Here is a 20,235-nt window from a genome sequence, read left to right on the forward strand (position 1 = left end):
TGCCAGTCGACACTCAGCAGATTCCCGGTTGACCCAGGCGGCCTCGATGGGGTCTACTTTCTGCGCGCCCCACGGCGCACCACAACCGCAGCGATCGACAGCAGGAGGTGAGGACATGGAAGACGGAAGTAGAAGCCGCCCCCATGCCCGGCTGTCTCGCGTGCGGGTGTCGCATATGTGCGGCTGACTTCTCACGTTCTGACAACCCGATTCGACGACGCGGTCGATCTCTGACGGGCATGACACGGCATGTCCAGTGTCTGAGTCCCCCACAGGCCGACGTCGCGATCGAGAAGTCAGGTGATTTACGGTGTCCACGAACACGTTTCCGAGCCGCGCAGCCCTCAGCCGGCCCCGCACCGGCGTGGCCGCCGACGTCGTGGTCTTCGTCGGCGCGGCGGCGGTGTTGTGGCTGATCGTCCACGTCGCCAAGGGCGCAGACGTCCCGTGGACCCTCGAGCGTGCCCCGGCGACGGTGTCGACCGATCCGGCGAGCCTGCCGTACTACGCCGCTCGTTCACTGCTGCGGATGTTCATCGCATTGGGCCTGTCGGTGCTGTTCACCTTCGTCTACGCCACCGCTGCGGCCCGCCTGCCCAGGGCTGAGAAAGTGCTCGTCCCACTGCTGGACGTCCTGCAGTCGGTGCCGATCCTGGGTTTCCTGTCCATCACCGTCACCGGATTCATCGCACTGTTCCCCGGATCCGAGCTCGGACTTGAATGCGCGTCGATCTTCGCGATCTTCACCTCCCAGGCCTGGAACATGACCTTCGCGTTCTACTACTCGCTCAAGTCACAGCCGCGCGACCTCGACGAGGCCTCCCGGCTGCTGCGGTTGTCGCGGTGGCAGCGATTCTGGCGCGTCGACCTGCCCGGCGGGATGATCCCGTTGGTCTGGAACGCGATGATGAGCTTCGGCGGGGGCTGGTTCTTCCTGACCGCGTCGGAAGCGTTGAGCGTCAACGGACATCAGGTCGCACTTCCGGGCATCGGCGCGTATGTCGCCGCTGCCGGCGACGCCGGTGAACTGGGCCGGGTGCTGCTGGCGGTCGTGGTCATGGTGGTGCTGGTGATCGCGGTGAACGCACTGTTCTGGCGGCCGCTGACGGCGTGGGCCGAACGCTTCCGGATCGAGGAATCCGAGGGCGCCGAGGCGCCGCGCAGTGTCGTGCTCGACGTGCTGCGCCGCTCGCAGATCCCCCACCTGGTGGCCGCTCCGGCCGGGCGGCTGGTGGCCCCCATCGACCGGATGATGGCGGTGTTCGGTCGCGCGGAACGGCCACTGCGCAGCGCGGCGGGACCGCGGCGGGTGGGCGACGTGGTGTTCGCGGCCGCGACGGCGGCAGTGGTCGGCTACGGCGGCTACCGGGTGCTCAGCTACATCGCCCACGGTGTCGGGTTCGGTGAGGTGGGCCACGCGCTGCAGCTCGGTCTGGTCACCTTCGCTCGGGTGGTGGCCGTGCTCGTGGTGGCCACCGTGATCTGGGTACCGGTCGGGGTGTGGATCGGGATGAACCCCAAGGTTTCCCGGATCGCGCAGCCGCTCGTGCAGGTGTTCGCCTCGTTCCCGGCGAACTTCCTGTTCCCGTTGGTGACGGCCGCCCTGATCGCCACCGGCATCAGCCTGAATATCGGCGGTGTGCTGTTGATGGCGCTGGGATCGCAGTGGTACATCCTGTTCAACGTCATCGCCGGCGCGAGCGCGATCCCCAACGATCTGCGGGAAGCGTCGACGAACCTGCGCCTGAGCCGAAACCTGCGCTGGCGCAAACTGATCCTGCCAGCGATCTTCGCCAGCTACGTCACTGGCGGCATCACCGCGGCCGGTGGCGCATGGAACGCCTCGATCGTCGCCGAGGTGGTCAGTTACCACGGCAACACCTTGACCGCGACCGGCCTGGGCGCCTACATCACCGCCGCGACCGCGGCCGGTGACTCCGGCCGGATCCTGGTGGGCGTGATTGTCATGAGCACGTTCGTGGTGGCCACCAACCGGGTGTTCTGGCGGCGGTTGTATGACCTAGCACAACGCCGCTACTCGCTGTCCTGAACCATCTTTCACCGCAAGGAGTACGTTGTGTCGGAGATCCTGATCGAGATCGATCACCTGACGAAGAGCTTTCCCGGAGCCGGTGACGCAGCCCTGCTCGTCCTCGACGACATCAGCCTGCAGTTGCGCGAGGGCGAGATCGTGGCCCTGCTGGGCCGGTCGGGCTCGGGCAAGTCCACCCTGCTGCGCACCATCGCCGGACTGATCGCGCCCACCAGCGGCTCGGTGCGCTACCGCGGAACCGAACTCAACGGCGCCAATCCGGGAACGGCGATGGTGTTCCAGACCTTCGCGCTGATGCCCTGGCTTACCGTCCAGGAGAACGTCGAACTCGGCCTGGCCGCCCGCGGGCTGGCACCGGCGGAACGGAATGCCCGCGCGCTGAAGGCGATCGACGTGATCGGGCTCGACGGATTCGAGTCCGCCTACCCCAAGGAACTATCCGGCGGGATGCGCCAGCGGGTCGGCTTCGCCCGTGCGCTGGTGCTCGAACCCGATCTGCTGCTGATGGATGAGCCCTTCTCGGCACTGGACGTCCTGACCGCCGAGAATCTGCGCACCGAGCTGATGAACCTGTGGGGGCGCCACGACTTTCCCACCCGGGCCATCTGCCTGGTGACCCACAACATCGAGGAGGCGGTGATGCTGGCCGACCGCGTGCTGGTGCTGGAGGCCAACCCGGGCCGGCTCCGCGCGGAGGTCACCGTCGACCTGCCCCGCCCCCGCGACCGCCGCTCACCGGGTTTCGCGGCGGTGGTGGAACGGCTGTACGGCCTGCTGACGGGAACCGAAGTAGCCGGTGACGGCGCCGCCCCGGCGACCGCGACGCCGACCGGCACCCCGCTGCCCGCCGCCACCGTGGGCGGCCTTGCCGGCCTCGTCGAGATCGTGGTGGCCCAGGGCGGCCGCGCCGACCTGCCCGACCTCGCCGCGGAGCTCAACTTCGAAATCGACGATCTGCTGCCCCTCGTCGACGCCGCGGCCCTGCTGGGCCTGGTCACCGTTAGTGACGCCGATCTGGAGGTGACGCCGACCGGCCGGGAGTTCACCAGCGCCGACATCCAGACCAGCAAGCAGATTTTCGCTGCTCAGGCCCGTGAGCGGGCGCCGTTGATCCGGACCATCTGCCGCGCCCTGGGCAGCTCCGCCGACGGCAGCCTGCGCGCAGGTTTCTTCCTCGATCTTCTGCAGCGCGGCTTCGGGCCCGAGGAGGCCCGACGTCAACTGGACACCGCGATCAACTGGGGCCGCTACGGCGAACTGTTCGACTACGACACCGACACCGACCAGATCACCGCCGACCCGGCGGCCGGACTTGTGGCGCGGCAGGCGTCCTAGCGCGCACCGGGGGCAGCACCAGTACAGCAACGGGACGCCCGAATCAAGGGCCAGGTGGCCGATATCTGCCCGGAATTGATCGGCCACCGGGCCGATCCGCCGCACCACTACGACCCCGAAGACTGTGGATGTCAGTGTCCAGCTACGTCTGTTCGGGAGTGAACGTGCCACCGGTGTCTCGTCGAGGATTCCTGCTCGGGTTAGCGGCGAGCCCGATAGCGCTGTCCCTCGCCTGCTCGGGCGGCTCGCGCGCCACACCGACGAACAACGGCGGCAAGCGTCCGCTGCCGATCCCCCCGCTCGCCGAGTCGACGGTGGATGACACTGGGACCCGGGTCTTTTCGCTGCGGGCTGCCGCCGGGACGTCGGAGATCCGTGCCGGGCAGCAGACGCCGACATGGGGCTACAACGGAGCGATCCTCGGTCCGACCCTTCGGGCCAGGGACGGCGAGACCGTCGCCGTGGAGTTCGACAACGCACTCCCGGAGCCGACGTCGGTGCACTGGCACGGAATGCATGTGCCCGCACGGTGCGACGGTGGCCCACACCAGCTCGTCGAACCCGGGGCGCAGTGGCGACCGACGTGGACGATCCGCCAGCCGGCGGCGACGCTCTGGTATCACCCACATCCCCACGGCGAGACCGAGAAGCACATCTACCGTGGGCTGGCGGGCTTCTTCATCGTGGACGACGCGTCGTCGGGCCTGCTCCCGCATGACTACGGTATCGACGACATTCCCCTGGTCATCCAGGACCGCCGGTTCACCTCCTCCGGCGCCCTGGACGAGTCGGATTCGACACACGTCGGACTGCTGGGCAACACCATCGTCACCAATGGGGTGGCCAACGCGTACCTTCCGGTCCGGTCGCAACGGGTGCGGCTTCGCATCCTCAACGGTTCCGGAGGTCGGCTCTACAACCTGGGTTTCAGCGACGACCGCTCGTTCCTCATCGTCGGCAGCGACGGGGGCCTGCTGCCGGCGCCGGTCGAGGCCACCCGAATCCGGCTGAGCCCCGGTGAGCGGATGGAGATCGTGGTCGACATGAGTTCGGGCTCAACCGTTTCCCTGCGGTCGTTCGCCTTCGACGACAACGCCGGATTGTCCCCGTCCGAGGCGACGCGCTGCGGCCTGAAAGACACCTTCGAGATTCTGGAGCTACGCGCCGGTGCGGCACTGCGATCCGGCGGTGAGGTGCCCGCGGTGCTTGCGGCCATCCCCGCGCCCGACACAGCACATGCGGTAGCGACGCGGAACTTCGACCTGCGCTGGTTCATGATCAACGGACAGCGGATGAACATGGATGTCATCGACTTCCACGCATACGTCGACACGACCGAGATCTGGACGGTGCGCAATATCGACAATTGGCCGCACAACTTCCACGTGCACGACACCCAGTTCCGCGTCATCGACATTGACGGGTCGCCGCCTGCACCGGCACTCGCCGGATACAAAGACACCGTGTATGTCGCTCCGGGACAGCGGATTCGGCTGGCAGTACGCTTCGCCGACTACACCGACCCGACCTTCCCCTACATGTACCACTGCCACCTGGCGATGCACGAAGACCGCGGGATGATGGGCCAGTTCCTGGTGCTCGCGCCGGGCCAGACACCCGCCCCGATGCAGGGACAGATGCCCGCGGGCAGCGGTCACTCCATGCATTGAGACCCGTAGAGCGCGAGCTGAACGCGGTTGGCGCAGCCCGTCTTCTCCAACAGGGTGGCCACATGGGTTTTCACCGTCGTGAGACCCAGATGAAGTTCCTCGGCGATCTGCCGATTGGACGAACCCGTGCAGATCAACGCCAACACGTCGCGTTCACGCGCCGTCAGCGACACCGGCTGCGGCGCTCGCTCGGCGCCGGCTTCCGTCACCGCCCTGGCGACCAGCCGCCGCAGCAGATGTGGCGACACCGTGACGTCGCCGTCGGCGGTGCGCCGGATGGCCTCGACGAGCTGGGCCGGCGAGGTGTCCTTGACCAGGAAACCTGCCGCACCGGCGGCCAGCGCCGGGTAGAGATGCTCGTCGTCGTCGAAGGTGGTGAGCACCAGGATCTTGGACTCCGGCCTGGTGGACGTCAGCAGGCGGGTGGCCGCCACACCGTCCACCCCGGGCATCCGCAGGTCCATCAGGATGACGTCCGGTGTGAGTTCGGCAGCCAACCGGACGGCTTGCTCGCCGTCCGCGGCTTCGCCGACCACATCGAGGTCCTCGGTCGCCTCGCACAGCATGCGCAGGCCGGCCCGGATCAGCCGCTGGTCATCGACGATCAGCACTCGAATCGCGGCCGTCATGGGGTGCCCCCCGCCTCGGCGGCGTGTTGCGGAATCCATGCGTCGAGCACCCACTGCCGGTCGACGGATCGGGCATCGAATCGGCCGGCGACGAGGTGCAGCCGCTCGGTCATTCCGATGATCCCGTGACCGGTGCCGTTCGGCGGGCCCGACGATGCACAGGTGTTGGCGACCCTGATCGCGACACCGTCGTTGCGGCTGTCGATGGTGAGCTCCACCGGGTCGGACACGTCCGCGTATTTCATCGCGTTCGTCAGTGCCTCCTGCGTCACCCGCAGCAGGGTGAGCCGGGACATGACATCCAATCCGCTTGTCCCCCGGTCGATGCGTGCGTGCACGTCGAAACCCGCGGCCACAGTCCGTGCGACGGCGGCGTCGATCTCGGTCCAGAGCGCATCGGATTCGATCATCGCCACCTCGCTCAGCTGCGGGTCACGTAGCGCGTCGTTGAGCCGGCGAATGTCTGCCAGCGCAGCAGAGGCGGTGCCATGGACATCGTCGAGCACGGCGGTCATTCCCGGGGCGACGTCGTGAATCGCGTGCTGTGCCACTGCGATTCGCAGCACCATCGACGCCATGTGATGGGCGACCACATCGTGTAGCTCGCGCGCCATCGCGGTGCGTTCCTGTGACCGCACGGCCGATTCCGATGCCGCGCGTTGCAATTCCGCGGATTCGGCGCGCTGTCGGTACATGTCGGCAAGTCGCCGCTGCGCCCGCAGATACAGTCCGGCGAGGACCGGCACCACGACCACCGCAGCGGTGGTGACCAACGTGGCGGCGTTGCGCAACGACGTGTGGTCGTCCAACGCGTTCCCGACGACAACTGCCGCAGACCATGCCGCGGTGGTGGCGACGACCGGCACAGCGCGTTCACTGCGGGCAACGACGTCGGCCAACGCGACCGCACCCAGGTAGGGAACCAGGCCGGACAGCCCCCACGCTTCGGCGGCGAACAGCGGAACCGCCAGCGCCGACACCGCCAGCGACGCCAGAGTCGGCCAACGCCAGCCCGCAGCGAAACACACTGCAGCGCAGACCGATACCAGCCCGTAGGCGACCGAGACGTGGAAGCGGCCGGGAAATACGCTGAGGCCGAGAAACACCGGCACGATCAACAGTGGTGCGACGCGAAACGCCAAGGCCCCCAAACGAAGCCCCGCGGTCGTGCCGGATAGGCGCACGAAAAGCTCAGTCGCGCAGCATCTCCGCGACCAGGAACGCCAGCTCCAGTGACTGCTGGGTGTTGAGCCGCGGATCGCAGGCCGTTTCGTAGCGGCCGGCGAGATCGCTGTCGGAGATGTCCTGGGCGCCGCCGAGGCATTCGGTCACGTTCTCACCGGTGATCTCGACGTGAATGCCACCCGGGTGGGTACCGAGCGCCCGGTGCACCTCGAAGAAGCCCTGCACCTCGTCGACGATCCGGTCGAAGTGCCGGGTCTTGTAGCCGGTCGAGGACTCGTGGGTGTTGCCGTGCATCGGGTCGCACTGCCAGATCACCTGGTGACCCGAGGCCTGCACCTTCTCGATGATCGGCGGCAGCACGTCGCGCACCTTGTGGTTGCCCATCCGGCTCACCAGGGTCAGCCGGCCCGCCTTGTTGTGCGGGTCGAGGCGCTCGACGTACTCGACGGCCAGTTCCGGCGTCGTGGTCGGGCCGATCTTCACCCCGATCGGGTTGGCGATCACCTCGGCGAACGCGACGTGCGCGCCGTCGAGCTGGCGGGTGCGCTCACCGATCCAGACGTAGTGCGCCGACAGATCGTAGAGCTTCGGACCACCCTCGGCTTCGCTGTCCATCCGCAGCATCGCCCGCTCGTAGTCGAGCACCAGGGCCTCGTGGCTGGCGTAGATGTCGGCGGTGTCGAGGTTGCGGTCGTTGACCCCGCAGGCGCTCATGAACTTCAGGCCGCGGTCGATCTCACCGGCCAGCTGCTCGTAGCGGGCACCGGCCGGCGATGTGCGGACGAACTCGCGGTTCCAGTCGTGCACCAGGTGCAGCGAGGCCAGGCCCGAGGAGGTCAATGCGCGAACGAGATTCATTGCCGCACTCGCGTTGGCGTAGGCGCGCACCAGCCGCGACGGGTCGTGGTCGCGCACGGCGGCGTCCGGGGCGAACCCGTTGACCATGTCGCCGCGGTAGGACTTCAGCCCCAGCGCATCGATATCCGAGGACCGGGGCTTGGCGTACTGGCCGGCGATCCGGGCCACCTTGACCACCGGCAGGCTCGCACCGTAGGTGAGCACGACGGCCATCTGCAGCAGCGTGCGGATGTTGGCGCGGATATGGGGTTCGGTGTTGTCGGCGAACGTCTCGGCGCAGTCGCCGCCCTGCAGCAGGAACGCCTCGCCGCGGGCCACCGCGGCGAGCTGGGCCGACAGCTTCTCGATCTCCGAGGGCACGGTCACCGGCGGGACGCTCTCCAGCACTGTCCGCATCGCCTTGGCCGCATCGGCGTCCCAGCTGGGCTGCTGGGCGGCCGGCTTGGTCAGCGCGGCGTCCAGGCGCGCCCGCAGGTCCGCGGGCAGCGGCGGCAGCGACGGCAGCTGCTCGATCGGTACGTCAACGGTCCAGTTCACCCGTCCATGGTAACCGGGCGAAATAACCGCATTGACCACCCGCCGGGTAGGGCTACCTGCGGATAGGGGTGTCGGTGGGGACCACGCCGAGGTCGATGCCGGTGGTCATCAGCACATAGCGCCGCATGTTGTGACGGGCGTCGACGAGCGCATCGTGGGTGTCGTGCGGCCGCGGGGGCATCCGGGGGCAGCCGCGTTCCTCCCAGAACTGGCGCAGCTCGCGGGTGAAGCGCGGAACCTGCGGCGGCAGGCTCGTCATGGGGCCCCACAGCTGGCACAGCGCGACGTGGTCGTAGGCCGCCACCCACGCCCACAGTTCGATCGGCTCGTCCCCGTCGATGTCGAAGAAGCTCTCCAGCCCCTCCCTGATCTGCCTGCGGGATTGCCACAGCTGCGAGGACGGCGACGGAAGCTTGGGCAGCACGTTATTGCGGACCCACTTACCTGCCGATTCGGGGTCGAACTCGGTGGAGATCGCGTAGTACTCACGACCGTCCTCGGCGACCACCCCGATCGAGATCAGGTCGATGATGCGCCCGTTGTCGATGAATTCGGTGTCGTAGAAGTACCGCACTGGCCGCACCCTATCCCGCGGCAACCTGCTGGGGGGCGGGCGCGGCGTGGATCTCGCGATCCAGTTCGGCGTCCACCTCGGAATCAGCCGGGAAGCTGGGCTCACCGGCGATGATGTGCTGCAGCCACAGCTTGGCCTGCACGACCGGGCGGCGCAGATAGCGCTCCCGCTCCAGCGCCTTGTGCATTTTCTTCGGTTTGTCCTGGTAGTGCCAGCGGGCCCAGGGCGCGTGCGGACGCGACAACCTGATCGCGCCGACGAACAGCAACGGGGTGATGAACATGCCGATCAGACCGGTCCACACCTTCCCCTTGAGCAGCACGATCACCGCCAGCGCCAGGGTCATCACGGCCATCCCGACCACCGTGGCTCGGGCCACCACCGAGTCGTCGTCGCGCCAGATGCCGACGTCGAAGAACGACAGTGGGTTGAACCCGAGGATGAGCAACCCGGTCACTGCGACGGCGGCGAACACCGCATCGACGGAGGCTCGGCCGTCCTCGGACCAGTACACGTCCTCCAGGTGCAGGATCAGCGCGAACTCGTCGAGCACCAGGGCGGCACCGATTCCGAAAACGATTGCGGCGGCAGTGAATTCGCCGATCCCACCGTCGACCGCGAGCGTAACCATGGTCACCCCGGAGATCATCACCAGCACGATCCCGATGACGACGTGGTGGATGTGCAACCCGCCCTTGCCAGAGATGTTGCGCGGCTGCCACCACTTGCGCGGGCCGGTCTTGCCGGCGTTGCTGCGGATGTAGCGCACGATCGTCCTGGTCACGAAGAACGTGACGATGAACGCGATGAGGCACCACATCAGCGGAATCCGCCCTGGGGCGACCACGTCGAAGTGCACGGTGAGGGGCACGAGCAGAGAACTTACCCAAGAAAACGCGCAGTGCTGGCCAGGCCGGGGATATGCGCCTCACCCAGCGCGCCCCGATAGTCTGTCTGCGACATGAGTACGCGGCAGCCGCTCGAGACGGGCAGTGTGTTCGGGCGCGGCCCGCTATCACCCAGGGCCCGGTCCTGGCTGACCGTCGGCTGGCGGATGGCCCAGCTGGCGATCCTGGCACTGCTGGTCTACGCGGGGTGGCTGCTGCTCGGGCACATCCCCTACCGCATCGACATCGACGTCTACCGGATGGGCGCGCAGGCCTGGCTGGACGGACGCCCGCTCTACGCCGGCGACGCGACGTTCGCCACCCGCATCGGCCTCGACCTGCCGTTCACTTATCCGCCGCTGGCGGCGATCCTGTTCAGTCCGTTCGCCTGGCTGGGACTCGATGCCGCCAGTATCGCGATCACGGTGATCACCCTGGTGCTGCTGCTGGTGTCGATCTGGATCGTGCTGACCCGCCTGGACGTGTGGCAGCACTCGACGCTGACCGGCGAGCCGGCCTGGCTGCGGCGCTGCTGGCTGGCGGCGGGCATCGTGGCGCTCTCGGTGGTCTACCTCGAGCCCATCGCCGCCAACTTCGCCTTCGGCCAGATCAACGTCGTCCTGATGACGCTGGTGATCGCGGACTGCGTGCCACGGCGCACGCCGTGGCCGCGGGGACTGCTGCTCGGGATCGCCATCGCGTTCAAACTCACGCCTGCGGTGTTCCTGCTGTACTTCGTGCTGCGCCGCGACGTCCGCGCCACCGTGACGGCCTTCGCCTCGTTCCTCGCCGCCACTGCGGTGGGCTTCGCGTTCGCCTGGCGCGACTCCGTCGAGTACTGGACGACGACGGTGCGCCACACCGACCGCATCGGCAGCGCCGCGCTGAACACCAACCAGAACATCGCGGGCTCGCTGGCGCGGCTCAGCCTGAGCCACACCACCCACCTGCTGCTGTGGGTCGCGGCCTGCTTCGCGGTGCTGGGGCTGACGGTCTGGGCGGTGCGGCGCGTCGCCCCCGCCGGAGAGCCGGCGCTGGCGCTGATCTGCGTGGCGCTGTTCGGCCTGATGGTCTCGCCGGTGTCGTGGTCACATCACTGGGTGTGGGCGCTGCCGACGATCGTCGTCACGTCGGTGCTGGCCTATCGGCGGCGCAACATCGCGCTCGCCGTGGTGAGCGCGGTAGGGGTGGCGCTGATGGTGTGGATCCCGCTGGAGTTGCTGCCCAAGCATCACGAGGAGACCGCCTCGTGGTGGCGGCAGCTGTTGGGGATGTCCTACGTGTGGTGGGCGCTGGCGGTGCTCGTGGTCGCCGGCCTGACGGTGCGCACGCCGACGGCTAGCCCGCGGCGGTCTCCGGGAACCGCGCCGGTGGCTGACCTGGTGCGGCCGGCTTAGGGTCGGCCTGCCCCTCCTTGACCGACGCGGCGTAGATGTCGACGTACTCCTGGCCGGAGAGTTTCATCAGCTCGTAGATCACCTCGTCGATGACCGCCCGCTCGATGAACCGGTTGCCGGCCAGGCCGTCGAACCGGGAGAAGTCCATCGGCTTGCCGAACTTGACCGTCACCCGGCCGAAGCGCCACATCTTGGATCCGGGCGGGTTGACGACGTCGGTTCCGATCATCGCGACCGGAATCACCGGAACCCCGGTCTCCAGGGCCAGCCGGGCCAGGCCGGTCTTTCCCTTGTAGAGCCGGCCGTCCGGCGAGCGGGTGCCTTCGGGGTACATACCCAGCAGCTTGTCCTGGTTGAGCAGACGCTGGGCGGTGTCCAATGCGGCCTGCGCGGCGTCGGCGTCGGTGCGGTCGATCGGGACCTGGCCGGCCACGGTGTAGAACCACCGGTTGAACCAGCCTTTGAGTCCGGTGCCGGTGAAGTACTCCTGCTTGGCCAGGAAGGTGATCCGCCTGCGGACCACGAGCGGGAGGTAGAAGCTGTCCGCGACCGCGAGGTGGTTGCTGGCCAGAATGGCCGGGCCGTTGTCTGGAACATATTCCAGCCCTTCGACTTTCGGCCTACCGAGCAAAGACAGCAACGGTCCCATGAAGATGTACTTGAACAGCCAATACCACATGGAGCCTCCCAATCGGGCGCGCGCTTTGCGCTAACTCTACCCAGGTGCCGGGGCACCGACCACAGGTCGGTTCCGGTTCACACCGGATCTTCAGACGCCGGCCCGGGGAAGTCCTCCACGGTGACCGGGATGTGTTGGTAGCGGCTGCGCGGGGACTCCGACGGGTCGGGCACCTCGCCCTCGGTGGCCGCGGGTCCGTCCGGACCGAAGGACGCACCCGCATCCCCGGCCATCGACCGGATCACCGTCATGAGCGTCACGCTGTGCTCGGCGATCACCGTCAGCAGCGGGTGCTGCTCACCGTTGACCAGTGCCGCCAGGGCACACACCGGGCACCACACCTGCTGGCACTTGGCCGGGCCGTTGTCCGGGTTGGCGGCCATCGCCGCCGCGGCACGCACCGCCGGGTCCAGGCGGTCCAGGATCGCCTGAGCCAGGGCGCGCAACTCGGGCCCGATGTCGGGGTGGCTGGTGCCACTCACGCCGGCCACACCTCCGGATTGGGTCGAAAGCGCACTGTCAGCTCATTGCCGCGCAGTGCCGCATCGGTCACGGTGCATCGGCGCAGAACCGATGCGAGCCGAACCCGGCGTCGCATCCCGGCTACGCCGATGATCAGGTCGTCGTCGACTCGTCCCAGCGTCAGCGTGCCGGAGTCGACCTGCGGCAACTCTAGCCGCATGCGATAGACCGCATCGAGGCCGGAGCCAGACTCCCGGTCGACGACGGGCCGCAGCGGCCCGGGCGGCGGCGAGCCGTCCCGGCGCCGCACACTGTCCAGCAGCTGGCCGAGTGCCTTGGGCCCGATCGGCTCGCCGGCCAGATGCGGGGCCAGGATCAGCGCGACGTCACCGGTCGCGGTGCTCAGTTCGTCGAGGACGACCCGTTGCTCGGAGATCCGCTCGGCATACCAGTCGAAGGCGGGGTGATCGGGCAGGTTGCGGTACTCGTACGAATCGTCCTGGACCAGAACCTGGTTGACGATCAGCTCGGCGACCCGCACCCCCATCAGGGCCAGCGAGCCCAGGGTGCGCACGGCTTCGGCCGCGACCACCCGCTCGGCGGTGAGCACCAAGTGGGCGCTGACCCGCTCGCCGTCGGTGAGCAGTGCCGACAGCGCTTCCATGCCGCCCGCGATCGACTCGACCACGGCGACGGTGGCCGCACCCCTGATGTCCTCGGCAGCCGAACTCAGCCTGCGGTGACGCGGCCAGGCCCGCTCGACGTACATGGCGAACGCGGCGGGCAGCGTCAACATCCGCATCGCATCGGCCGTCGATGCACAGTCCACCACCACGTAGTCCCACTTCCCGCCGGCGGCCAGTGCGGAAACCTCGGCAAGGCCCAGTACCTCCTGCACTCCGGGGAATGTCGAAAGCTCTTCGGGTGCAAGATCTTTGAGATCAGACTCGGGGAACCGCCCGGCCAGCACCGGGGCGACGGTGCGCCACCGCGCCTCCAGCAGAGACAGCGTGTCCAGCGCCAGTGCGTCGAGGTGGCCCGCGCCGCCCGCACCCAGTTCCTGCTCAGTGAGGATCCGCACCGGCTCCCGGTCGCCGGTCGGCGGGACCGGCACGCCCAGCACGTCACCGAGGGAATGCGCCTGGTCGGTGGACACCACCAGCACCCGGTCGCCCGCCAGGGCGGCCCGCACCGCGGTCGCGCAGGCCAGCGTGGACTTGCCTACTCCCCCTTTGCCGACGAAGAAGCTGATCCGGGCCCGGGCTGCGGAGCCCGCATCGGCGGCGGGAGGGTCATCGGGCTTCACTCAGCCCTCGACCCACTTCTTCAGGTCCTTCAGCGCGGTGTCGGTCAGCCTGCGTTCGGCCTTGCGTTTGAGCAGCCCGATCATCGGGATCATCAGGTCCACCGAGAGCTCATAGGTGACGTCGGTCCCAGAACCGTTGGGCGCCAGGATATATGCACCGTCGAGCGCCTTGAGCAGCGAGCTGGATACCAGCGACCAGCGCACCGATGTGCGCTCGGGCGGCCACACGTAGGACAGCACCATGGTGTCCCGCAGCACCGCGGCGTCGAGATGCAGCCGTGCCGTCAGCGGGAAACCCTGTTCGTCGGACTCGAGAACCTCGGTCTCCTTGTACTCCGACACCCACTGCGGATAGGAACCGATGTCGGCGATCACGTCCATCACGGTGCGTGGATCCGCATCGATGTAGATGGTTTGCGACGTTTTGTCAGCCACTGATGCCTTGCCTCCTTGGCCACAAACGGTACCCTCCCGGCCCGCGGTGTGACCTCATATCACCGCTGGGGGGCGACCCCCACCGGACGGGCCGCCTCCAGCGCGGCTTTGACCTCGAAGGCCATCCGCTTGCCGGCCACCCGGCGCTGGTGGGTCAGCTTGGGCAGGTTCATCTTCGCCAGCTGCCAGGCCGCCGCACCGGTCGGCTCGGCGTGCAGGAAGTAGTGCAGCAGAACACCGTCGAGCACGGGTTCCAGCCAGATCTCCATGGTGCCGGTCAGCGGCCCTGCGACCGTCCAGCGCACCCCTTTGTCGGCGCGGTCCTCGACGACCTCCAGGCGCAGGTCCGGCCACCATCTCCGCCATCCCGCCGGATCGGACACCGCGCGGCCGACGGCGGCCGGATCCGCGGCGACGAAGGTCTCGTCGGCGATCTGGATGCTGTGCATGCCACAAGCTTCACATATCGGCATGTCCAGCCGATCGCGGCCCGGCCGGTGAAGGCCGTCACAGCCGAGCCGCGCGGTTGACTAGGCTGGACGGAATCCAAGCGCGATTCCACAAGGGGTTCATGTGCGTGAGTACAGCGTTCCGGCGCCGTTCACCATCGGCGAGAACGACAACGTCGTCAGCTCGGTCTACGAACACGAGCGCGACGATCCGGACTATGTGATCCTGCAGCGCCTGGTCGACGGCGCCTGGACCGACGTGACGTGTGCCGAGGTGGCCGCCCAGATCCGCTCGGCGGCGCTGGGATTGATCGCGTCAGGCGTGCAGGCCGGCGACCGGGTGGCGATCCTGTCCGGGACCCGCTACGAGTGGGTGATCCTGGACTACGCGATCCTGTCCGTCGGCGGCGTCACCGTGCCGATCTACGAGACCTCCTCGGCCGAGCAGGTGCGGTGGGTGCTGGAGGACTCCGGCGCCGTGGCGGTGTTCACCGAGACCGACGGGCATACGCAGATGGTCGCCGAGTTGCGCGGCGAGCTGCCCGCGCTGCGCACGTCGCTGCGGGTCGAGGCGCTCGACGAGCTCGCCGAGGCCGCCGCCACGGTGGACGGCGCCGAACTCAGCCGCCGGCTCGACGGTCTGCGCTCGGAAGATCCGGCCACGCTGATCTACACCTCGGGCACCACCGGCAGGCCCAAGGGCGTGCAGTTGACGCACTCCAACCTGTTGCACGAGACACGTGGCGCCGCAACGTGTTTCCCAACCCTGCTGCGACAGCACGAACGGCTGCTGGTGTTCCTGCCGCTGGCGCACGTGCTGGCCCGCGCGCTGTCGATGACCGCGTTCGCCAACAAGGTCACGCTGGGCTACACCAGCGACATCAAGAACCTGGTTCCGATGCTGCAGGTCTTCAAGCCCACCATCGTGGTATCGGTGCCGCGGGTCTTCGAAAAGGTCTACAACACAGCGGAATTGAATGCCCGCGACAGCGGGAAGGGCCGGATCTTCGACCTGGCGGTCAAGACCGCGATCGCGTACAGCGAAGCGCTGGAGGCCGGCGGGCAGGAGCGAAGCGACTCGGGGAAAGGATCCGGCGGGCCCAACCTGGTGCTCAAAGCCGGGCACGCGGTGTTCGACCGGCTGGTCTACGGCAAGCTGCGCGCCGCCCTCGGCGGTGACTGCCACGCGGCGATCTCCGGCGGCGCGCCGCTGGGCAAGCGGCTCGGTCACTTCTACCGGGGCGTGGGGCTGTCGATCTACGAGGGCTACGGGCTGACCGAGACCAGCGCCGCGATCACGGTGAACCGCATCGGTGAACTCAAGGTCGGCTCCGTCGGAAAGCTGGTGCCGGGCAACAGCATGACGATCGCCGGCGACGGTGAGTTGCTGGTCAAGGGCGGCGTGGTGTTCAGCGGGTACTGGCGCAACGAGAAGGCCACCGGAGAGGCGATCGTCGACGGGTGGTTCCACACCGGCGATCTGGCCAGCATCGACTCCGAGGGATTTCTGTCGATCACCGGCCGCAAGAAGGAGATCATCGTCACCGCAGGCGGCAAGAACGTCGCACCCGCGGTGCTCGAGGACGCGCTGCGGGCGCATCCCCTGATCAGCCAGGCGATGGCCGTCGGGGACAAGCAGCCGTTCATCGGTGCGCTGATCGCCATCGACCCGGAAGCCTTCGACGTCTGGAAGCAGCACCACGGCAAGTCCGCCGAGGCGTCGGTGGGAGACCTCCGCGAGGACCCGGACCTGCTGGGCGAGATCGAACTGGCCATCAAGGACGCCAATCAGCATGTGTCCCATGCCGAGTCGATCCGCAAGTTCCGGATTCTGCCGTGCGACTTCACGGTGCTCACCGGCGAGCTCACCCCGACCCTGAAGGTCAAGCGCAACGTCGTCGCCGAGAAGTTCGCCGACGAGATCGACGCGATCTACGCCAAGTAGGCGCGGGCCGTCAGCCGGCGTAACAGCCACGCCAGCGGAATCGTGAGCACGAGCGTGGCAGCGAGCAACCCGGTCATCGAGCCGGTGAACAGTGGCCAGCGCAGCACCTCGGCGAGCACGAGGGCCATCACCAGCACGTGGAGAAGGAAGATCTCGTAGGAGATCTCACCCAGCCAGACCATCGGCTTGCTGGCGAGCAGGCGGTGGACCAGTCCGCGGTCGCCCAATGCCAGTGGCGCCACGGCCAACGCCGCCACCACGGCGTAGAGAGCGGTCTTGGTCAGCGGCTCCCAGATCTGTACCGGTCCCATGGTGATCGACCCGGCCAGTGGCGTGCACACCACGAGGAAACCGCACAGCGCGACGGGTAGCGCGATCCGCGCCGGACAACGGACTCCCATCTCGGCCAGGACGGCCAGCGCCATGCCGCCTGCGAAGGCCGCGAGATGGGCGGGCAACCACATGCCTGCGGAGTTGGGCAGCCAGTCGGTGCCGCTCACCACGAGCTGCCACACCAGGCTGATCGAGGCCAGCCCGGCCAGACCCGTCAGCAGGCGCGCCGGGCGCCACCGGTCAGCGCACAGGACGGTGGTCAGCACCCACGCGATGGCCGGCAGCAGCGCATAGAAGCTCACCTCGACAGCGAGACTCCAGGTCTGGGACAGGCCGCGGTGCAGGTAGGTCAGCAGATAGTTGTCGGTGTAGATCTGGGTCAGCGTGAGATGGCGGGCCAGGCCGGCCCAGCTCTGTCCGGGGTTGGGCCCGGCGGAGAAGACCGAATACACGGCGTAGGCCAGCAATACGGTCACGACGTAGGCCGGCATGATGCGACGCATTCGCCGGCGCGCATAGTCGGCCGCCGCCGGAGCCGGTGCGCTGGTGGCGGCCGCCGTGACCCACGGGCCGAACAGAAGGAATCCGGACAGCGCGAAGAAGATCGCGACCCCGATCTCCAGGCGCGCCGCCATGGCGCCGACGTAGCCGTGCGACAGCGTGCCGGTCGCGAAGGCCGCGTGCGTGCCCACCACCAGCAGCGCCGCCACCGCGCGCAGTCCGGTCAGCGAGTCGGTCCGGGGACGGCAACGCCGAACGTCGACCTGGCTGACTAACACGGGGCGAGGGTAGCCACCCAAGCCAAGAATCCGCTGAGCCGCTAGATCAGCCCGGCGACGAAGTTGGCTGCCTGCTGCGGGTAGGGCGGCAGTTCGTAGGCGCTGTGCGCGGCACGTTCGCGGCCGTTGGAGCAGATCGGGTCACCCGGCACACACACGTCGATGGCGCGGCCCGCGAATGCACCGGTGCTGCTCAGTGGAGCGCCGAAGCGGGCGCCCGGGTTGCCGAACACCGCGACCGCGGCGACGCGGCCGGCCGCATCGGGCGGCAGCGGGGCGGCCGACCCGATGCTGCCGATGCGGTCGCCGACCGGCGGCACCCCGGCCAGCATCGACACCGCGGCCGCTCCCTGGGAGAAGCCGCCGAGTACCAGCCTGGTCTGCGGGCACCGCAGGCCCATGTCGGCGATGCGCGCCGCCGCGTCGTCGGCGCCTGCCGCCGCGGCCAGGAAATTCAGGCTCGCCGGGTAGTTGACGCCGTAGACGCCCAGCGAGCGGCCCCCGAGTTGCGGGGCCAGGGCATCGGCGAAGGCCTGACCCACCCGCCCGGGTCCGGGCGGTTCGCCGGTGCCGCGGGCGAAGATGACCTCGACGTCGGGGCAGCCGTCGTCGGCCGCCGCCGGGACGGCGGTCACCAGGGTCGCGGCCGCCAGCACCACGGCGGCCAGCGCCCTGAACAGTGGCGGGGTGTACATCGGCTCATGGTCACACGAGCGGAGCGGGCGGACACAGAAGTTCGGCGAGTCTGGCGGTCCGAGCGGCCCACGACCAGTCCTGGGCGACCCATCGGCGCCCGGCCTCCCCCATCCGCGCGGCCAGCGCCGGGTCGGCCAGCACGGCACTGACAGCGTCGACGATCTCGGCTAGTGAACGTCCGTCGACCACACGCCCGGTCTCGCCGTCGCGAACGGTCTCCGGCGCGCCGCCGGACCGGCCCGCGACCACCGGCACCCCGGTTGCCGAGGCTTCCAGGAACACGATCCCCAGCCCTTCGACGTCGAGTCCGTAACCCCTTGTGCGACAAGGCATCGCGAAGACATCGGCCATCGCGTAGTGGGCCGGCAGCTCGGCACTGGGTACGCCGCCGGTGAACACCACGTGCTCGCCGACACCGCCGTCGCGGGCCAGCCGGCGCAGCTGATCAGCGTGTGGACCGCCCCCGACGATCACCAGCGCGGCGCCCTCGACGCGACGCCGGATCTCCGGCAGCGCCCGGATGAGCATGTCCTGCCCCTTGCGCGGGACCAGCCGGGACACGCAGACGACGGTGGGGCGTCCACCCAGCCGGTAGCGCGCACGCAGTTCCTCGCGCGCAGCGGGATCCGGACGGAACCGGTCAGTGTCCACGCCGGACGGGAGGTGCTGGAGATTGACCTTGGGCCCGAACGCCGAGGCGAACCTGCCCCTGGTGTAGTCGCTGACGAACGTGACCACGTCGGTGGTGTCGCCGATGCGGCGCAGGGCCGAGCGGGCACCCGGCAGCATGGACCAGCCCACCTCGTGACCGTGGGTGCTGGCCACCACCCAGCTGGCCCCGGCGCGGCGCGCACGGTTGGCCAGCAGGGCCAACGGGGCCGCCGCACCGAACCACACCGTCTCAATGTCGTGCTCGGCGATCAGGGCGCGCATCCGGCGGTCGACAGCCGGCTCCGGCAGCATCAGCGTGCCGGGATGCCGCACCACCCGGTAACCGGCTGCGGCGTCGTAGTCCTCGCAGCCCTTCCACCGCGGGGCATACACCGTCAGCTGGTGTTCACCGGTAGCGGCCAGCCGGCCGACGAACTGCTCGAGGTAGGACTGGATGCCGCCGGGGCGCGGCGGAAAGTCATTGGTGACCAGCAGGACTCGCGTCATCGCTTCACACGCTATCGGGTCAGCCACTGCGCCCAGCGCGCACTCAGGCCGGCGATGTCCGTGTCGAGTGCGCGGCGCACCGCAGTGGGAAAGTCCGGGTGGCCAGGCCCGCAGGCCTCGGTGTAGAGCCTGCGCAGCCCGTCGACGCCATAGCTGTCGGCAACGAACCGGGCGAACCACCAGGCGCGGTCGTATCCCATGGCCCGGGCCGGTCCGGCGGCGTCGAGCGCGGCGTCGGTCGGCAACGCGGTGTCGGCGGCGGCGCCGGCCGGCAGCGGCGTGGCGGGGCGGGCGACGAAATCGGCCACCCCCTCGACAAGCCAGCGCGGTGCGTCCAGCGCGGTGTCGGTGCGGGCGGCGAGGTGAAACAGCTCGTGGGTGAGCACGATCCGCAGCGACGCCTCGCTCATGGCCGCTGCGCCCGGCGAGAAGACGATCCGCTGTCCGGTGGCGCGACGGTGCTGGAGGTCGACGCTGTCGGCCACCGACACGGCGGCGATGTCCGACCACTGCCTGCGCGGATCCAGGCCCGCCTCGGCGATGAACTGGGCGTCGGAGCCGGTGGCGATGACGACGATCTCGTGCTCCCAGTCGGTGCCCCAGAAAGACTCGACGGCGCGGACTGCCTCATCGATATCCGCCGCGACACGGGTGAGCAGGGCGTCGGTAGCGCCTGCGCCGAGGCTGATCAGGCGCACCGTGCGGTTGTCGCCGACGACGAGCGGGGCGGGCGTGGCCGGAGCCGCCGAAGTGACGCTCGGGGCGGGGTCGCGATGGGCGGGAGCGGCGAACAGGAAGGCTGCCACCACGGCGGCGGTCGCGACGACCACCGCGAGGGTGACCGGCAGCCAGGTGCGGGCGGATCGGC

At 68.7% G+C, this 20,235-nt stretch carries 19 protein-coding genes; 5 read left to right on the forward strand and 14 right to left on the reverse strand.

Features of this window, described 5'->3' with window-relative positions:
• Positions 1-310 precede the first annotated feature (310 nt).
• The 3 genes from OG976_RS02780 (at position 311) to OG976_RS02790 (ending at position 5,058) form a co-directional block, all read left to right on the forward strand.
• Positions 311-2,050, forward strand: a complete 1,740-nt coding sequence (locus tag OG976_RS02780; protein WP_328357571.1) for an ABC transporter permease — start codon at positions 311-313, stop codon at positions 2,048-2,050.
• A gap of 27 nt (positions 2,051-2,077) precedes the next feature.
• Positions 2,078-3,388 (forward strand): ABC transporter ATP-binding protein, encoded by a 1,311-nt coding sequence (locus OG976_RS02785; RefSeq protein ID WP_328357573.1) that lies wholly within the window; start codon positions 2,078-2,080, stop codon positions 3,386-3,388.
• A 128-nt stretch (positions 3,389-3,516) separates the two neighbouring features.
• The gene (locus OG976_RS02790) at positions 3,517-5,058 is read left to right on the forward strand and encodes a multicopper oxidase family protein (RefSeq protein ID WP_442930409.1); all 1,542 of its coding nucleotides are present in this window, start codon (positions 3,517-3,519) and stop codon (positions 5,056-5,058) included.
• Here OG976_RS02790 and OG976_RS02795 read toward each other — a convergent pair.
• Genes OG976_RS02795 through OG976_RS02815 form a run of 5 tightly spaced genes read right to left on the reverse strand, consistent with a single transcriptional unit; the run spans position 5,043 to position 9,661 of the window.
• The gene (locus tag OG976_RS02795; RefSeq protein ID WP_328357579.1) at positions 5,043-5,687 is read right to left on the reverse strand and encodes a response regulator transcription factor; all 645 of its coding nucleotides are present in this window, start codon (positions 5,685-5,687) and stop codon (positions 5,043-5,045) included. The genes OG976_RS02790 and OG976_RS02795 overlap by 16 nt on opposite strands.
• Positions 5,684-6,829: a sensor histidine kinase gene (locus OG976_RS02800; protein WP_328357581.1), complete on the reverse strand. Its 1,146-nt coding sequence runs from the start codon at positions 6,827-6,829 to the stop codon at positions 5,684-5,686. Before OG976_RS02800 ends, OG976_RS02795 begins: the two co-directional genes overlap by 4 nt.
• 49 nt (positions 6,830-6,878) lie before the next feature.
• Positions 6,879-8,267: a class II 3-deoxy-7-phosphoheptulonate synthase gene (locus tag OG976_RS02805; RefSeq protein WP_328357583.1), complete on the reverse strand. Its 1,389-nt coding sequence runs from the start codon at positions 8,265-8,267 to the stop codon at positions 6,879-6,881.
• 52 nt (positions 8,268-8,319) lie between these two features.
• Positions 8,320-8,841 carry a polyadenylate-specific 3'-exoribonuclease AS gene (locus tag OG976_RS02810; protein ID WP_328357586.1) on the reverse strand — a complete coding sequence of 174 codons (522 nt, stop codon included), beginning with the start codon at positions 8,839-8,841 and terminating at the stop codon, positions 8,320-8,322.
• 10 nt (positions 8,842-8,851) lie between these two features.
• Complete coding sequence (locus OG976_RS02815; RefSeq protein ID WP_328363095.1) at positions 8,852-9,661, reverse strand: hypothetical protein; 810 nt, start codon at positions 9,659-9,661, stop codon at positions 8,852-8,854.
• A gap of 141 nt (positions 9,662-9,802) precedes the next feature.
• Between OG976_RS02815 and OG976_RS02820 the strand changes: the two genes are divergently transcribed.
• On the forward strand, positions 9,803-11,125 hold the full coding sequence (locus OG976_RS02820; protein WP_442930410.1) for a glycosyltransferase 87 family protein: 1,323 nt from the start codon (positions 9,803-9,805) through the stop codon (positions 11,123-11,125).
• On the opposite strand, the gene OG976_RS02825 is transcribed toward OG976_RS02820, so the two are convergent.
• The 5 genes from OG976_RS02825 to OG976_RS02845 all read right to left on the reverse strand — a co-directional run bounded on the left by OG976_RS02825 (position 11,067) and on the right by OG976_RS02845 (position 14,456).
• Entirely contained in the window at positions 11,067-11,804 is a 738-nt protein-coding gene (locus OG976_RS02825; RefSeq protein ID WP_328357589.1) for a lysophospholipid acyltransferase family protein, read from the reverse strand. The genes OG976_RS02820 and OG976_RS02825 overlap by 59 nt on opposite strands.
• 77 nt (positions 11,805-11,881) lie before the next feature.
• Positions 11,882-12,286 (reverse strand): hypothetical protein, encoded by a 405-nt coding sequence (locus tag OG976_RS02830; RefSeq protein WP_328357592.1) that lies wholly within the window; start codon positions 12,284-12,286, stop codon positions 11,882-11,884.
• Positions 12,283-13,572, reverse strand: coding sequence for an ArsA family ATPase (locus OG976_RS02835; protein ID WP_328357596.1), 1,290 nt, complete (start codon positions 13,570-13,572; stop codon positions 12,283-12,285). Before OG976_RS02835 ends, OG976_RS02830 begins: the two co-directional genes overlap by 4 nt.
• Positions 13,573-14,007, reverse strand: coding sequence for an SRPBCC family protein (locus OG976_RS02840; protein ID WP_328357599.1), 435 nt, complete (start codon positions 14,005-14,007; stop codon positions 13,573-13,575). It lies immediately after the preceding gene.
• Positions 14,008-14,066: 59 nt separating this feature from the next.
• Positions 14,067-14,456, reverse strand: a complete 390-nt coding sequence (locus OG976_RS02845; protein ID WP_328357602.1) for a polyketide cyclase / dehydrase and lipid transport — start codon at positions 14,454-14,456, stop codon at positions 14,067-14,069.
• Between the two features lie 124 nt (positions 14,457-14,580).
• Between OG976_RS02845 and OG976_RS02850 the strand changes: the two genes are divergently transcribed.
• Complete coding sequence (locus OG976_RS02850; RefSeq protein WP_328357604.1) at positions 14,581-16,401, forward strand: AMP-dependent synthetase/ligase; 1,821 nt, start codon at positions 14,581-14,583, stop codon at positions 16,399-16,401.
• Here the strand turns inward: OG976_RS02850 and OG976_RS02855 are convergent.
• From OG976_RS02855 to OG976_RS02870, 4 genes are read right to left on the reverse strand one after another with little or no spacing between them, the layout of a single operon-like run.
• The gene (locus tag OG976_RS02855) at positions 16,389-17,513 is read right to left on the reverse strand and encodes an acyltransferase family protein (RefSeq protein ID WP_328357607.1); all 1,125 of its coding nucleotides are present in this window, start codon (positions 17,511-17,513) and stop codon (positions 16,389-16,391) included. The genes OG976_RS02850 and OG976_RS02855 overlap by 13 nt on opposite strands.
• Positions 17,514-17,554: 41 nt before the next feature.
• The gene (locus OG976_RS02860) at positions 17,555-18,208 is read right to left on the reverse strand and encodes a cutinase family protein (protein ID WP_328357610.1); all 654 of its coding nucleotides are present in this window, start codon (positions 18,206-18,208) and stop codon (positions 17,555-17,557) included.
• Positions 18,209-18,218: 10 nt separating this feature from the next.
• Complete coding sequence (locus OG976_RS02865; protein ID WP_328357613.1) at positions 18,219-19,367, reverse strand: glycosyltransferase family 4 protein; 1,149 nt, start codon at positions 19,365-19,367, stop codon at positions 18,219-18,221.
• Positions 19,368-19,378: 11 nt separating this feature from the next.
• Complete coding sequence (locus OG976_RS02870; protein WP_442930411.1) at positions 19,379-20,197, reverse strand: hypothetical protein; 819 nt, start codon at positions 20,195-20,197, stop codon at positions 19,379-19,381.
• Positions 20,198-20,235 lie beyond the last annotated feature (38 nt).

It is taken from the genome of Mycobacterium sp. NBC_00419, from assembly GCF_036023875.1.
Taxonomy (GTDB): domain Bacteria; phylum Actinomycetota; class Actinomycetes; order Mycobacteriales; family Mycobacteriaceae; genus Mycobacterium.

Coding starts and splice junctions, on each gene's coding strand:
- OG976_RS02790 (WP_442930409.1), top strand. CDS start 3,517: ATGTCAGTGTCCAGCTACGTCTGTTCGGGAGTGAACGTGCCACCGGTG.
- OG976_RS02795 (WP_328357579.1), bottom strand. CDS start 5,687: ATGACGGCCGCGATTCGAGTGCTGATCGTCGATGACCAGCGGCTGATC.
- OG976_RS02815 (WP_328363095.1), bottom strand. CDS start 9,661: ATGTGGTGCCTCATCGCGTTCATCGTCACGTTCTTCGTGACCAGGACG.
- OG976_RS02820 (WP_442930410.1), top strand. CDS start 9,803: ATGAGTACGCGGCAGCCGCTCGAGACGGGCAGTGTGTTCGGGCGCGGC.
- OG976_RS02825 (WP_328357589.1), bottom strand. CDS start 11,804: ATGTGGTATTGGCTGTTCAAGTACATCTTCATGGGACCGTTGCTGTCT.
- OG976_RS02845 (WP_328357602.1), bottom strand. CDS start 14,456: ATGCACAGCATCCAGATCGCCGACGAGACCTTCGTCGCCGCGGATCCG.
- OG976_RS02860 (WP_328357610.1), bottom strand. CDS start 18,208: ATGTACACCCCGCCACTGTTCAGGGCGCTGGCCGCCGTGGTGCTGGCG.
- OG976_RS02865 (WP_328357613.1), bottom strand. CDS start 19,367: ATGACGCGAGTCCTGCTGGTCACCAATGACTTTCCGCCGCGCCCCGGC.